Origin of the sequence: Rhodococcus jostii NBRC 16295 (genome assembly GCF_001894825.1) — a bacterium.
GTDB lineage: Bacteria > Actinomycetota > Actinomycetes > Mycobacteriales > Mycobacteriaceae > Rhodococcus_F > Rhodococcus_F jostii.
On the sequence record NZ_BCWY01000011.1, the window covers coordinates 1 to 13,661 of the forward strand.

A 13,661-nucleotide genomic window follows, 5' to 3' on the forward strand; every position below is an offset into this window, starting at 1 on the left:
CGTCTCCACCGTCGGCCATGTCGGCCCGCATCTCGAGGTCAAGATCGTCGATCCGGCAACGGGATTGACCGTTCGGCGGGGTGAGCCGGGCGAGCTGTGCACCCGGGGGTACTCGGTGATGCTCGGGTATTGGAACAACGCGGAGAAGACGGCGGAGGCGATCGACGCCGGCCGGTGGATGCATACCGGCGACATCGGTGTGATGGATTCCGACGGGTACGTCGCGATCACCGGGCGGATCAAGGACATGGTGATCCGGGGCGGCGAGAACGTCTACCCGCGGGAGATCGAGGAGTTCCTCTACACCCATCCCGACATCCTCGACGCCCAGGTGATCGGTGTGCCCGACGCGAAGTACGGCGAGGAACTGATGGTGTGGGTGCGGATGAAGGACGGCGCGACTCCTCTCGATGCCGCGGCGGTGAAGGAGTTCTGCACCGGGAAACTCGCCCACTACAAGATCCCGAGGTACGTGCACGTCGTCGACGAGTTCCCGATGACCGTGACCGGCAAGGTGCGCAAGGTCGAGATGCGGGAGCAGTCCCTCGACCTGATCGGCCGCGCCTGACGCGTGTCGTGCTCTTACCCCAGTGCCCCGGCGATCGCGTCGAGGCCGGCGGCCGCGCAGGCCTGGTCCTTCATGCCGTCGGGAGCGCCGCCGACGCCGATACCCGCGATCGACGTGCCTGCGGACTTCACGCTCATTCCGCCGGCGAGGAACAATGTTCCGGGCAGGTCGGCGACCGTCGCGCCGTCGCCCTCGGCGCGTTCGCTCAGATCGCTGGTGTTCGCACCGAACGCGGCAGCGGTGTACGCCTTCTGGCGGGCCGCCTCCACGGTGTGCTGAGCGGCATTGTCCCCGCGCAACATGGCCTGCACGTTTCCGGCGCGATCGACCACCGACACGGTGACGAAGCCGAGCCCGTCGGCCTGGCACTTCGCGAGCGCCGCCTGCGCGGCGGCCTGCGCAGTGCCGATACCGAGACGGTTCTGGCTCACCACGCCGTCCGCACCGTCCATCGGTGCCGGCGCCGCGGCGGTCGCGACCGGTGGGGACGCCGGACTCGCCTCGTCGGACGCGGACGTGCCGCACGCCGAGGTGGCGACGATCGCGGCGAGCGGGACGGTGATCGCCAGAATGCGGGGCAGGCGGTGGAAGGTGCGCATCGGAAGGCCTTTCGGGAAGTGACGAGCTGACGTGACCAGCCTGGCCCGGCGGTGCCGGTGACCGCATCGGGCCGACGGCGCCCCCGAACTCATCCGTCCGGCCCCGGCAGATCATCCGAACGGTGGATACGCGTCCCGCCGCCGGTCCGTAGGATTCATCGACGTGACGACACCCGTGGACGGAGTGGACAGGTCGGACGGCGCGAGCCTGCGCGGCCCGCTTGCCACCGCCATCCACATCTCGTTCTACGTCCTCCTCGCGACGTCGACGGCGCGGTACCTGACATACCACGGTGTGAGCGGGCGATTCGTCGTGGTGATCGCGTTGATCGCTGTACTCGCCGCGCTGTACACGCTCACCGCTGTCGTGGCGCGGAGGGGAGGGGCGTGGGAACCCTGGGTCATGCCCGTCCTGACGACGTGGGCGGTACTCGTCTGGCTCGCCCCGAGTTTCGCCTGGTGCGCCTTTCCCATGTTCTTCCTCTGCACGAGGGCCTACTCGAGCCGGATCGCGTACCCGGTCGTCGGCGTGCTCGCCGTCCTCACGTCGCTGGCGTTCTTCAGTTTTTCCGGGCGCACCGAGTGGGCGGTGCTGGTGGGACCGTTGTGTACCGGGGCGCTGATCGTCATGGCGTACAGCCAGATCGAGCGCGACGGCCGGGAGCGGGTGAGTCTGCTCCGCCAGGTCGCGGACACCCGGTCGCGACTCGCCGAGACCGAGCGCGAGGCCGGAGCACTTGCCGAACGCGAGCGACTCGCCCGCGAGATCCACGACACCGTGACGCAAGGACTGACGAGCAGCCTGCTCCGGCTCGAGGCTGCCGAACAGACGTGGGCGCAGGGCGACCCGTCGGCCGAAGCGCGGGCGCGTGAGGATGTCCGGGTGGCGACCGGAACACTGCGTGAGAATCTCGCGGAAACACGCAGTCTCGTGCATCATCTCGCGGCGCCCAACCTGGAATCCCAGCCGATCGACTCGGCACTGCTCGCTGCCGCGCGCACGCACCACCCGCGGGCGGAGCTCCGGATCGTGGGGACTCCGATCGCGATTCCGGCGGAGGTGGCGCATGCGCTGCTGCGGATCACCCAGAGCGCGGTCGCCAACGTCGCGCTGCATGCCGAGGCGGAGACGGTCGGTGTCACGCTGACGTACCTGCCGGGCGCGGTCGCCCTCGACGTCTTCGACGACGGCCGGGGATTCGATCCTGCGCCCGCCGGATCGTCGTCGGCTCGCGGCGGATACGGTCTGCGCGCGATGCGCAGGCGCGTCGAGCAATTGGGCGGCACGTTCACCGTCGAGAGCGCTCCGGGCGAAGGGACCGTGGTGGCCGCCCAGATACCGTGCGCGAGAGGAACTGCGGGATGAGCGCCGTCACCGTGCTGCTGGTCGACGACCATGCGGTCGTCCGTGCCGGACTGCGTGCACTTCTCGATTCGCAGCCGGACATCGAGGTGATCGCCGAGGCGGGCACGGGGGAGGAAGCGGTCGACGCGGTGACGGAGTGCGGTCCGCAACTGGTGACAATGGACCTGGCCCTCGGATCCGGTATCGACGGGGTGGAGGCCATCCGCCGTATCCGGCAGGTCGACCCGGACCTGCCGGTGCTGGTGTTCACGACGTACGACACTGACGCCGACGTCGTGCGCGCCATCGACGCCGGCGCCATCGGGTACGTCCTGAAGGACTCGACACCTCCGGAGATCTTCGCCGCCGTGCGCGGCGCAGCGGCGGGGCAGAGTGTGCTGTCGCCGCCCGTCGCGTCGCGACTACTGCAGCAGATGCAGCGCCCCGAGGAGGCGCTCACGCCCCGGGAGGCGGAACTGCTGACGCTGCTGGCCAAGGGCATGACCAACAAGGAGCTCGGCCGGGCCCTGTTCATCAGCGAGGCGACGGTCAAGACCCATCTCGCCCACATCTACGCGAAGCTCGGTGTCGATACCCGGGCCGCCGCCGTGTCCGTGGCCCTGCGGAAACAGGGCATCCGCTGACCGGAGCGGGTGTGCAGGGGTACGTCCGCATGAACCTTTTGGCAACGATTTGCCCAAGCCCTGTCGAACGGCTGTCCAGGTGGTTATGTTCGAAAGGAGCGGTGACCTTCCGCTCGCACCATGAATTGCGTGTTGAGAGGACAAGGGCCATGGTTGGCAACATCATCGGCACCATCATCTTTGGTGCGGTCATCGGCGTTCTGGCGCGTCTCGTGATTCCGGGAAAGCAGGCGATGGGCTGGGTCATCACCGTCGTCCTCGGCATCGTGGGTGCGCTGATCGGCTACTGGGTGTGGGAAGGACTCCTCGACAAGGGAGACACCGGAGGGATCGACTGGATCCGGTGGGTCATCAGCATCGCCGCGGCGGCCGTGCTGACGCTCGGGTACACCTCGATGACGAGCAAGAAGCGAGTCTGATGCTGCGCCCGTGAGTACTTGTCAACCGCCCGCGGTTAATAAGTACTCACGGGCGCAGGCATAGGAGCGTCATGTCGCGCAGCACCTTCCGGGTGCGCGAGGGGGTCGACGGATCGGCGCTGTGGGGGGTCGAGTTGATCAGTCCGAACGTGGCGTGCGCCTTGGTGCGGGCGTCCGTCTCGTCGAGCGAAGTATCCACCTGCAGAAGCACCTTCACCCAGATCTCCACATAGCGCCGCTGCGTCTGCCGGACCTCCCGGCGGGCGTCGGCGGGCAGACTCTCCAGGTCTCGGTCCTGGATGCGGATGAGGTCGGGTTCCCCGAGTGCGAAGTCCAGGTGGAAGTCGATGAGCCCCTCGAGGGCTTCTTCCGGGACGGTGGACTCGGCGACCACGAGCGACCCGCCCTCGAACAGTCGCGTGCTGATCCCCACGAGCAGTTCCACGAGGACGGCGTCCTTGTTGGGGAAGTGCCGGTACACGGCGGGTCCGCTGATTCCCACTGCGGAACCGAGGTCCTCGAGCCGGACGCCCAGGAAGCCTCGTTCGGCGATGAGGCGGGCGGCCGCGTCGAGCAGTTGGCGGCGACGATCCGCCTTCATCTGCTCCCGGCGCGTGGTCGGCGCTTCGGTGCCGTCGACGTCTGTGGTCATCGCCCTGCTCTTTTCCGGGTGTGGTCTGGACAACTCAGTTAATCACAGTTATCTTAGTTTCAGTTATCGAGTATTAACTCACTCGGCACGGGCGTCAAGACGAGAAGGCGGCAGGATGGCACTGGGCGGAACCACTGCACGGGAGGGCTACCGGGCAGAGCACACGAAATTGGTAAACGAACTGAAGTCGAGGCTGGCCGTGGCCGCGCTCGGTGGCAGCGAGAAGTCGCGCGAGCGGCACGTCAGCCGAGGCAAGCTCCTGCCCCGCGATCGGGTGGACACGCTGCTCGATCCGGGCAGCCCGTTCCTCGAGATCTCGCCGCTCGCGGCGAACGGCCTCTACGACGACGAATGCCCCGGAGCGGGTGTGATCGCCGGGATCGGCCGGGTGTCCGGGCGGGAATGCGTGATCGTCGCCAACGACGCGACCGTCAAGGGCGGCACCTACTACCCGATGACGGTGAAGAAGCATCTGCGGGCGCAGGAGATCGCGCTGCAGAACCAGCTGCCGTGCATCTACCTCGTCGACTCCGGCGGCGCGTTCCTGCCTAGGCAGGATGAGGTGTTCCCTGACCGCGAGCACTTCGGCCGCATCTTCTACAACCAGGCCACGATGAGCGCGCAGGGGATCCCGCAGATCGCGGCGGTCCTCGGCTCGTGCACCGCCGGCGGCGCCTACGTGCCCGCCATGAGCGACGAGGCCGTCATCGTCCGCAACCAGGGCACCATCTTCCTGGGTGGCCCGCCGCTCGTGAAGGCCGCCACCGGCGAGGTCGTGACCGCGGAGGAACTCGGCGGCGGCGACCTGCACTCCAAGGTCTCCGGTGTCACCGACCACCTCGCGGAGGACGACCAGGACGCGCTGCGGATCGTGCGGAACATCGTCGCCACCCTCGGCCCGCGCGCCGAGCGGCCGTGGGACGTGATCAGCGCCGTCCCCGTGTCGGCGCCGCAGAGCGATCTCTACGACGTGGTCCCCACCGACCCGCGCACCCCGTACGACGTCCACGAGGTCATCGACCGGATCGTGGATGGCGCCGAGTTCCAGGAGTTCAAGGCGGAGTACGGCAAGACCCTGGTCACCGGTTTCGCGCACATCGAGGGCCACCCGGTCGGCATCGTCGCCAACAACGGCGTGCTGTTCGCCGAGTCCGCGATGAAGGGCGCGCACTTCATCGAACTGTGCGACAAACGCAAGATTCCGCTTCTGTTCCTGCAGAACATCGCAGGTTTCATGGTCGGCCGCGACTACGAGGCGGGTGGCATCGCCAAGCACGGCGCCAAGATGGTCACGGCCGTGGCGTGCGCCCGGGTCCCCAAGCTGACCGTGGTGATCGGCGGCTCATACGGGGCCGGCAACTACTCGATGTGCGGGCGGGCGTACTCGCCGCGGTTCCTGTGGATGTGGCCGAACGCCCGGATCTCGGTGATGGGCGGGGAGCAGGCGGCGTCGGTGCTCTCGACGGTGCGCAGCGAGCAATTGGACAGTGCGGGCAACCCGTGGTCGGCCGAGGACGAGGAGGCGTTCAAGGCGCCGATCCGCGAGCAATACGAGGCGCAGGGCAATCCGTACTATTCGACGGCCAGGCTGTGGGACGACGGCATCATCGACCCCGCCGATACCAGAACTGTTCTCGGACTGGCGCTCTCGGTGTGTGCGAACGCACCGGTCGAGCCGGTCTCCTACGGCGTTTTCCGGATGTGAGTGGAATGACTGAAATGACTCGGATAGATACCGTCCTGGTGGCCAACCGCGGCGAGATCGCGGTACGTGTGATCCGCACGCTGCGGGCCATGGGCATCCGCTCCGTCGCCGTCTTCAGCGAAGCGGATCGGGATGCGCGGCACGTCCGCGAGGCCGACACGGCAGTCCTGCTCGGCCCGGCCGCCGCCCGGGAGAGTTACCTCGTCATCGAGAAGGTGATCGCGGCGGCCCAGGCCACCGGCGCGCAGGCCATTCACCCCGGTTACGGGTTCCTGTCGGAGAACTCCAAGTTCGCCGGGGCCTGCGCGGACGCCGGCATCGCGTTCCTCGGCCCGTCGGCGCACGCCATCGAGGTGATGGGCGACAAGATCACCGCCAAGAACGCGGTGGTGAAGTTCGACGTGCCCGTCGTCCCCGGCATCGCCCGTCCCGGCCTGTCCGACGACGAACTGATCGCGGCTGCAGGCGACATCGGCTACCCGGTTCTCGTCAAGCCGTCGGCAGGCGGCGGCGGCAAGGGCATGCGACTGGTCGAGGAGCCGGGCGCACTCGCCGAGGCGTTGCGCAGCGCGCGGCGTGAAGCGGCGTCGGCGTTCGGCGACGACACGCTGTTCCTGGAGCGATTCGTGTTGCGGCCCCGGCACATCGAGGTGCAGATCCTCGCGGACGGTCACGGGAACGTGGTCCACCTCGGCGAGCGTGAGTGCAGCCTCCAGCGCCGCCACCAGAAGGTCATCGAGGAGGCGCCGTCGCCTCTGCTGGACGAGGCAACACGCGCCCGGATCGGCGAGGCCGCCTGCAACACGGCGCGCTCCGTCGACTACTCCGGAGCGGGAACGGTCGAGTTCATCGTCTCCGCCGACAAGCCCGACGAGTTCTTCTTCATGGAGATGAACACCCGGCTGCAGGTCGAGCACCCGGTCACCGAACTCGTCACCGGACTCGACCTCGTCGAGTGGCAGGTGCGGGTCGCGGCGGGTGAGCCGCTCGGCTTCACCCAGGACGACATCACCCTCACCGGCCACGCGATCGAGGCCCGCGTCTACGCCGAGGACCCGAGTCGCGGATTCCTCCCCACCGGTGGACTCGTCGCCGACGTCGTCGAACCCGCCGGCCCCGGTGTCCGCGTCGACTCCGGACTGCGGCCCGGCACGGTGGTCGGCAGCGATTACGACCCGATGCTCGCGAAGGTCATCGCCCACGCCGACGACCGCGCCGGCGCACTGCGGAAACTGGACCGGGCGCTGGCCGGCACCGGTGTGCTCGGAGTGGTCACCAACATCGAGTTCGCGCGCTTCCTGCTCGCCGATCCCGACGTGGTGGCCGGCAACCTCGACACCGGTCTGCTCGACCGACGGCTCGAGGACTTCGCCGCTGCGGAGGCCACCGATGCTGCCCTGATCGCCGCTGCTGCTTTCCGCTGGGTGCAGCGCTGGCCCGAGCGGGCACAGGCCGATCCGTGGGACGTCCCGAGCGGCTGGCGGGTCGGGGTTCCCGCACCCACCAGCATCCGGTTGTCGTCGGCCACCCGCACCGACCACGTTCGCATCACGGGCAGCCCGTCCGACGCCACCGCGCAGGTCGAGGACGGCGACACCCTGTCGCTGACCGCCGCACTCGACGGAACCACGCTGTCGGTGGTGATCGACGGCCGGCGCGAAACCTACCGGGTGGCCCAGACCGACGGCCACATCTGGCTCGCCGGATCCGACGGCACCACGATGCTGCGCGAGGTGCGTGAACTCAGCGTCCGCACCGGCGACGTCCACGCCGGCGAGGCCGAGATCACCAGCCCCATGCCCGGATCCGTCATCGCCGTCGGCGCCGAAGCGGGCGCCCACGTCACCGCCGGCCAGACGCTCGTCGTCGTCGAGGCGATGAAGATGGAGCATTCGCTCACCGCCCCCGTCGACGGCGTCGTCGACATCCTCGTCGCACCCGGTGACCAGGTGATGGTCGACCAACTGCTCGCACGAGTCACCCCGCACACCGACACCACCGACACGAAAGAAGACGCGTCATGACCGAATTCCTTGCCACCGGACAGCTTCCCGACGAGTACCAGCAGTTGGCGAAGACGGTCGCCGACTTCGCCAAGAACGTGGTGGCACCGGTCGCGGCGGAACACGACGCCAACCACACCTTCCCGTACGAGGTGGTGTCGGGGATGGCCGACATGGGCCTGTTCGGATTGCCGTTCCCGGAGGAGTACGGCGGGATGGGCGGCGACTATTTCGCCCTCTGCCTGGCACTCGAAGAACTGGGCAAGGTCGACCAGAGCGTCGCCATCACCCTGGAAGCCGGTGTGTCACTCGGTGCGATGCCGATCTACCGATTCGGTAACGAGGAGCAGAAGCAGGAGTGGCTGCCGCAACTGACCAGCGGCAAGAGCCTGGCCGCGTTCGGGCTCACCGAGCCGGGGGCCGGAAGCGACGCCGGCGGCACGAAGACCACCGCCAAGTTCGACAGCGGCGAATGGATCATCAACGGCAACAAGCAGTTCATCACGAACTCCGGGACCGACATCACCAAGCTGGTCACGGTCACCGCGGTCACCGGTACGAAGGACGGCAAGAAGGAGATCTCCACCATCCTGGTGCCGACGTCGACGCCGGGATTCACCGCCGAGCCGGCCTACAACAAGGTGGGCTGGAATGCGTCCGACACGCATCCGCTGACCTTCTCGGACGTGCGTGTTCCCGAGGAGAACCTGCTCGGCGAGCGTGGTCGCGGGTACGCGAACTTCCTGCGGATCCTCGACGAGGGCCGCATCGCGATCGCCGCGCTCAGCGTCGGGGCCGCCCAGGGATGCGTCGACGAGTCGGTCAAGTACGCCAAGGAACGTGAGGCATTCGGACGCCCCATCGGACACAATCAGGCCATCGCGTTCAAGATCGCCCGCATGGAGGCGCGAGCCCACACGGCCCGCACCGCCTACTACGACGCCGCCGCCCGGATGCTGTCGGGCAAGCCGTTCAAGAAGCAGGCCGCCATCGCCAAGCTCGTCGCCTCCGAGGCTGCGATGGACAACGCCCGGGACGCCACCCAGATCCACGGTGGCTACGGATTCATGAACGAGTACACCGTGGCGCGTCACTACCGCGACAGCAAGATCCTGGAGATCGGCGAGGGCACCACCGAGGTGCAGCTGATGCTCATCGCACGGGAGGCGGGATTGTGACCGAGGCCGGCAACGCGACACGGATCGTCCAGCGCGGACTGTGGTTCGAGGAGTTCGAACTGGGGGCGGTGTACGAGCACCGGCCCGGCCGGACCGTCACCGAGGCCGACAACGTCCTGTTCACCACGCAGACGATGAACACCCAGGCCCTGCACCTCGATGCCGCCTACAGCGAGGGCACCCAGTTCGGTCAGCGCCTCGTCAACTCGATGTTCACCCTGTCGACGGTGGTCGGGCTGTCGGTGGCGCAGCTGACGCAGGGGACCATCGTCGCGAATCTGGGGTTCTCGGAGATCAGCTTCCCGAAGCCGCTCTTCCACGGTGACACGCTCTACGCGGAGACGAAAATCGTGGACAAGCGGGAATCGAAGAGCCGTCCCGGCGAAGGCATCGTCACGCTCGAACACACCGGCCGCAACCAGAATGGCGACGTGGTGGCGATCGCGGTGCGCAAGACCCTCGTCCAGAAGAAGCCGTCATGAGCTGGGAACTGCCCGGTCCGGCCTGGTTGTTCTGCCCCGCAGACCGGCCCGAACGGTACGCGAAAGCGGCAGCGGCGGCCGACGTCGTGATCCTCGACCTCGAGGACGGGGTCGCGCCGGCGGACAAGGAAGCTGCCCGGATCTCGTTGATCGACACCCCGCTGGATCCCGATCGCACCGTCGTGCGGGTCAACCCGGTCGGCACCGAGGACCACGAACGCGACCTGCTGGCACTCGACGGCACCCGCTACACGAGGCTCATGCTGGCCAAGTGCGAGTCCGCCGACCAGGTGCTGTCGCTGGCCCCGCGTGAGGTGATCGCCCTGATCGAGTCGCCGCTCGGTGCGCTCGCGGTGAGCGAGATCGCGTTGGCGGCCAGCACTATCGGCGTGATGTGGGGAGCCGAAGATCTCGTGGCCGCGATGGGTGGCAACTCCAGCCGCCACGAAGACGGCAGCTACCGCGACGTCGCCACCCAGGTGCGGTCGTCGACGCTGCTGGCGGCCAAGGGCTATCACCGGCTCGCACTGGACTCCGTCTACCTCGACATCAAGGACCTGGACGGGCTGCGTACCGAGGCACTCGACGCCGTCGCCGTCGGATTCGACATCAAGGTCGGCATCCACCCGACTCAGGTCGCGGTGATCCGCGAGGCGTATGCGCCGTCCGACGCGGACGTCGACTGGGCGACGCGGGTTCTCGCCGCCGTCGCCGACGAGCGCGGGGTCTTCGCGTTCGAGGGAAAGATGGTAGACGCGCCGGTACTGCGTCACGCGGAGGCGATCCTGCGCCGGGCGAAGGACACGGCGAAGGGGAAATAGCAGCGTCCCCCGGCGCTGGGCGCGAAAGTGCGCGGAACGGCCGCGCTCTCGGGGAAGATGGTGCCCATGACAGCCGATCCGCAGTGGGTGCCCACCGACGCCGACGTGCGCGACGCGGTGATCACCGACTTCGCCGCGTTCGTCGCACGGCGTCACAGCGTCACGGTCGACGACTATCGATCGCTGTGGCGCTGGTCGGTGTCCGAACCGGCGGAGTTCTGGCGGGACGTGTGGGACTACTTCGAGATCCGGTCCGCCACCGATCCCGGACCCGCCCTCGCCGACGCCGCGATGCCGGGCGCGGTCTGGTTCCCCGGTGCGACCGTCAACTACGTCGACCACGTCTTCCGGAACGCCCGCCCGGACGCACCGGCGATCCTGTACGCCGGCGAGGGTGTGCCCGACACCGCCGTCGGATGGGACGAGTTGCGCTCCCGCGTGGCGTCGCTCGCGGCCACGCTGCGTGATCACGGTGTCGGGGAAGGTGACCGCGTCGTCGGCTACCTCCCCAACATTCCCGAGGCCGTCGTCGCGTTTCTCGCGACGGCGTCGCTCGGTGCCGTGTGGGCGGCCTGCGGACAGGACTATTCGGCGCCGGCCGCGCTCGACCGACTCGGTCAGCTGGAACCCAAGGCGCTGATCACCGCCGACGGCTACCGATTCGGAGGCAAGGAGCACGATCGGCTCGGGGCGGCCGCCCAGCTTCGCCGCGGGTTGTCGTCGCTGGTCCTCACCGTCGTCGTGCCTCATCTCGACCCGGACGCGGCCGTCGACGGCACGCTCGCCTGGGCGGACGCCACCGGCCGGGACGAAGTCCTCGAGCCTGTCGCCGTGCCGTTCGACCATCCGTTGTGGGTGGTGTTCTCCTCGGGCACCACGGGGCTGCCGAAGGGCATCGTGCACGGGCACGGCGGTGTTCTCCTCGAGCACGTGAAGTCGCTCGCGCTCCAGCTCGACATCGGGCGCGAGGACATCCTGTTCTGGTACACCAGTCCCAGTTGGATGATGTGGAATTTCCAGACGGCGGGTTTGCTCGTGGGAGCAACCATCGTCTGCTACGACGGAAGCCCGTCGTACCCGACTCCTGATGCGTTGTGGGCGTTGGTGTCCCATCTCGGTGTGACGGTGGTCGGAACCAGTCCCGGATATGTCCTCGCGTGCGACAAGGCCGGTGTGGTGCCCGCGCGGGAGCACGATCTGAGCTCCCTCCGCGCGGTGGGGGTCACCGGGTCCACCTTGCCGGCGTCGTCGTCGTTGTGGTTGTCCGAGAACATAGGTCGGGCCGTTCCCGTCGTGTCGATCACCGGCGGGACGGACGTGGTGTCGGCGTTCATCGGGGGAGCGCGGAACGTCCCGGTGTGGCCGGGGGAGCTGTCCGCGCCGTGCCTGGGTGTCGCCGTCGACGCGTTCGACGAGTCGGGAAGGCCAGTTCGGGACGAGGTGGGCGAGCTCGTCGTGACCGCGCCGATGCCGTCCATGCCGGTGTCGTTCTGGAACGATCCGGTGGGTGAGCGCTACCGGGAAGCCTATTTCGATGTCTTCCCCGGAGTGTGGCGGCACGGCGACTGGATCACGATCACCGATCGCGGGACGGTCCTGATGCACGGCCGATCCGATTCCACCTTGAACCGCAACGGAATTCGAATGGGAAGCGCCGACATCTACCAGGTGGTGGAGAAGCTGCCGGAGATCGCGGAGGCGCTCGTCGTCGGCGTGGATCTGCCGGACGGCGGATATTGGATGCCGCTGTTCGTGGTGCTGTCCGAGGGGGTGGAACTAGACGAAGCGCTGAAGCAGCGTATCCGCGGCGCCATTCGCGAGCAGGCCTCGCCCCGCCACGTGCCCGACGACATCATCGTGGCGCCCGGCATCCCGCACACCCGTACCGGCAAGAAACTCGAGGTTCCCCTCAAACGGATTTTCCAGGGTGCGGACGCCGGGCGCACGGTCGACCGCAGCGCCGTGGACGACCCCGACCTGCTCGACTGGTTCGCGAGATACGGACGCTGAGGGCGGACCGTCGAGCCAGTATCGTTGCACCGCAACGGTTAGATTAGTCTTACCTTTGTTACTGTTTAGTAACTTATCGCGGGTCGGCGGTGTCGCGGGTCGGCGAATGTGAGAAATCTCCCGTCCGTCGCCGGCCGGGAGCGCCTCCGTGATCGGGACGAATCGGGCATTGCGGTCGCCGGGTCGCGAGGCGCTGTCCCAGATGCTGGGATGCGGTGTCGAGCGGCTGGGCCGGCTCGTGGGGATGTCGGCGGTTCGGCGTCGCTCTGGGCAGGTCAGCGGGTGATCTTCAGCGGACTGACCTGCTCTTCTCTGATGGGCGGTCGTCCAGTTCGCGCGGTCGGTGCGCTCTCGCGACCACGGCATTCGGTTATTCCCGGCGTGCACCGTCGGGGTCGCGTCGTTTTGAGACCTGCGCGGGCCTTTGGTAGACACGGTGGTTGGCAAAAACTGCGGTCACGGGGGAGTGATTGTTCGATGCCGCCGCCGGTCACGAGATCGGCCGCACCGTACACGGAGAACAGTCGGGAGGCGCCGCTTGAAACTGGATACGGCAGTTGTACACCTTGCCAAATTCCGACTCTCGGTACGGTATCCACCTTTGAGTTGTACGCGGTGCCCGGAATGTGGTTCTGCCTGTTGAATGTGTGCGCGTCGAAGATCGAATTCAGGCCTGGTTCTGGAAGTATCGAGGGTTGGGTACGTCACATCCGCACCGGTAACGGCACGGGTTGTGACACCGATGTAATTCCCGGCGTCGCCGTGGAGCCGTGCGAACCGAAGTTGTCACCACCGAACGAGAGGAGGGCGAGGCAGTGAATGCGACGATGCTTCGCTCCTCGACCAGCGCCGTAGACTCGGCTCTCGACGCGGGCGATGACGAGCACCGATTGGGTGGCCGCTTGTTGGATCGATGAGAGAACGGAGCCACGTATGAACCCGCTCACCGCAAGTAGTTCGGGAAGTAAGGGCCTTGGAGTATTCAGCGTCGCAGGCAATCGGGTTTCGGACGATCGTCTGACATCGACTCCGAGTGTGGTGGAACTCTTCGATCCGCGCAGGACGTCCCACGTCCGGCGCGTTTCTGTTCCGCGAGCAACTTCGAACCGGCAAGGCCTGTTCATGTGATGGCGTTCATCGGAAGACCGGCCCACGACGCAGTCCGTGGGACCGAGAGCTACGAATCACCAAAGACACAGGCGGCAGTCGCCACGCGTTCGAGAACGGAGTAACCC

The 13,661-nt window shown here is 67.5% G+C and carries 12 protein-coding genes; 10 read left to right on the forward strand and 2 right to left on the reverse strand.

The features are described 5' to 3' along the window. Positions 1–568 (forward strand): AMP-binding enzyme (locus RJ1_RS09835; RefSeq protein ID WP_143169553.1); only part of this gene is annotated, 568 nt, incomplete at its 5' end. Between the two features lie 14 nt (positions 569–582). On the opposite strand, the gene RJ1_RS09840 is transcribed toward RJ1_RS09835, so the two are convergent. Next, positions 583–1,167: a GlcG/HbpS family heme-binding protein gene (locus RJ1_RS09840; protein ID WP_073359771.1), complete on the reverse strand. Its 585-nt coding sequence runs from the start codon at positions 1,165–1,167 to the stop codon at positions 583–585. 163 nt (positions 1,168–1,330) lie between these two features. On the opposite strand from RJ1_RS09840, the gene RJ1_RS09845 reads away from it, so the two are divergent. The 3 genes from RJ1_RS09845 to RJ1_RS09855 all read left to right on the forward strand — a co-directional run bounded on the left by RJ1_RS09845 (position 1,331) and on the right by RJ1_RS09855 (position 3,575). Beyond that, on the forward strand, positions 1,331–2,533 hold the full coding sequence (locus RJ1_RS09845) for a sensor histidine kinase (RefSeq protein ID WP_073359772.1): 1,203 nt from the start codon (positions 1,331–1,333) through the stop codon (positions 2,531–2,533). Continuing rightward, positions 2,530–3,156 (forward strand): response regulator, encoded by a 627-nt coding sequence (locus tag RJ1_RS09850; protein ID WP_073359773.1) that lies wholly within the window; start codon positions 2,530–2,532, stop codon positions 3,154–3,156. The genes RJ1_RS09845 and RJ1_RS09850 overlap by 4 nt, the downstream gene beginning before the upstream one ends. Before the next feature lie 149 nt (positions 3,157–3,305). After that, a complete protein-coding gene (locus RJ1_RS09855) occupies positions 3,306–3,575 on the forward strand; it encodes a GlsB/YeaQ/YmgE family stress response membrane protein (protein ID WP_073359774.1) in 270 nt (89 codons plus the stop codon). A gap of 46 nt (positions 3,576–3,621) precedes the next feature. Here RJ1_RS09855 and RJ1_RS09860 read toward each other — a convergent pair whose 3' ends face one another. Beyond that, a complete protein-coding gene (locus RJ1_RS09860; RefSeq protein ID WP_073359775.1) occupies positions 3,622–4,227 on the reverse strand; it encodes an SACE_7040 family transcriptional regulator in 606 nt (201 codons plus the stop codon). A 115-nt stretch (positions 4,228–4,342) separates the two neighbouring features. Between RJ1_RS09860 and RJ1_RS09865 the strand changes: the two genes are divergently transcribed. The 6 genes from RJ1_RS09865 (at position 4,343) to RJ1_RS09890 (ending at position 12,426) form a co-directional block, all read left to right on the forward strand. Then, entirely contained in the window at positions 4,343–5,932 is a 1,590-nt protein-coding gene (locus RJ1_RS09865) for a carboxyl transferase domain-containing protein (protein ID WP_073359776.1), read from the forward strand. Positions 5,933–5,946: 14 nt separating this feature from the next. Beyond that, the gene (locus RJ1_RS09870) at positions 5,947–7,956 is read left to right on the forward strand and encodes an acetyl/propionyl/methylcrotonyl-CoA carboxylase subunit alpha (protein ID WP_073359777.1); all 2,010 of its coding nucleotides are present in this window, start codon (positions 5,947–5,949) and stop codon (positions 7,954–7,956) included. Then, a complete protein-coding gene (locus RJ1_RS09875; RefSeq protein ID WP_005253824.1) occupies positions 7,953–9,113 on the forward strand; it encodes an acyl-CoA dehydrogenase family protein in 1,161 nt (386 codons plus the stop codon). The genes RJ1_RS09870 and RJ1_RS09875 overlap by 4 nt, the downstream gene beginning before the upstream one ends. After that, on the forward strand, positions 9,110–9,595 hold the full coding sequence (locus RJ1_RS09880) for a MaoC family dehydratase (protein WP_073359778.1): 486 nt from the start codon (positions 9,110–9,112) through the stop codon (positions 9,593–9,595). Before RJ1_RS09875 ends, RJ1_RS09880 begins: the two co-directional genes overlap by 4 nt. Next, complete coding sequence (locus RJ1_RS09885; RefSeq protein ID WP_073359779.1) at positions 9,592–10,416, forward strand: HpcH/HpaI aldolase/citrate lyase family protein; 825 nt, start codon at positions 9,592–9,594, stop codon at positions 10,414–10,416. The genes RJ1_RS09880 and RJ1_RS09885 overlap by 4 nt, the downstream gene beginning before the upstream one ends. A gap of 66 nt (positions 10,417–10,482) precedes the next feature. Continuing rightward, on the forward strand, positions 10,483–12,426 hold the full coding sequence (locus RJ1_RS09890) for an acetoacetate--CoA ligase (RefSeq protein ID WP_073359780.1): 1,944 nt from the start codon (positions 10,483–10,485) through the stop codon (positions 12,424–12,426). The last annotated feature ends 1,235 nt before the right edge of the window (positions 12,427–13,661 follow it).

What these genes read in the sequence shown, in the direction of transcription:
- RJ1_RS09840 (WP_073359771.1), bottom strand. Translation starts at nt 1,167, where the DNA reads ATGCGCACCTTCCACCGCCTGCCCCGCATTCTGGCGATCACCGTCCCG.
- RJ1_RS09850 (WP_073359773.1), top strand. Translation starts at nt 2,530, where the DNA reads ATGAGCGCCGTCACCGTGCTGCTGGTCGACGACCATGCGGTCGTCCGT.
- RJ1_RS09855 (WP_073359774.1), top strand. Translation starts at nt 3,306, where the DNA reads ATGGTTGGCAACATCATCGGCACCATCATCTTTGGTGCGGTCATCGGC.
- RJ1_RS09860 (WP_073359775.1), bottom strand. Translation starts at nt 4,227, where the DNA reads ATGACCACAGACGTCGACGGCACCGAAGCGCCGACCACGCGCCGGGAG.
- RJ1_RS09865 (WP_073359776.1), top strand. Translation starts at nt 4,343, where the DNA reads ATGGCACTGGGCGGAACCACTGCACGGGAGGGCTACCGGGCAGAGCAC.
- RJ1_RS09870 (WP_073359777.1), top strand. Translation starts at nt 5,947, where the DNA reads ATGACTCGGATAGATACCGTCCTGGTGGCCAACCGCGGCGAGATCGCG.
- RJ1_RS09875 (WP_005253824.1), top strand. Translation starts at nt 7,953, where the DNA reads ATGACCGAATTCCTTGCCACCGGACAGCTTCCCGACGAGTACCAGCAG.
- RJ1_RS09885 (WP_073359779.1), top strand. Translation starts at nt 9,592, where the DNA reads ATGAGCTGGGAACTGCCCGGTCCGGCCTGGTTGTTCTGCCCCGCAGAC.
- RJ1_RS09890 (WP_073359780.1), top strand. Translation starts at nt 10,483, where the DNA reads ATGACAGCCGATCCGCAGTGGGTGCCCACCGACGCCGACGTGCGCGAC.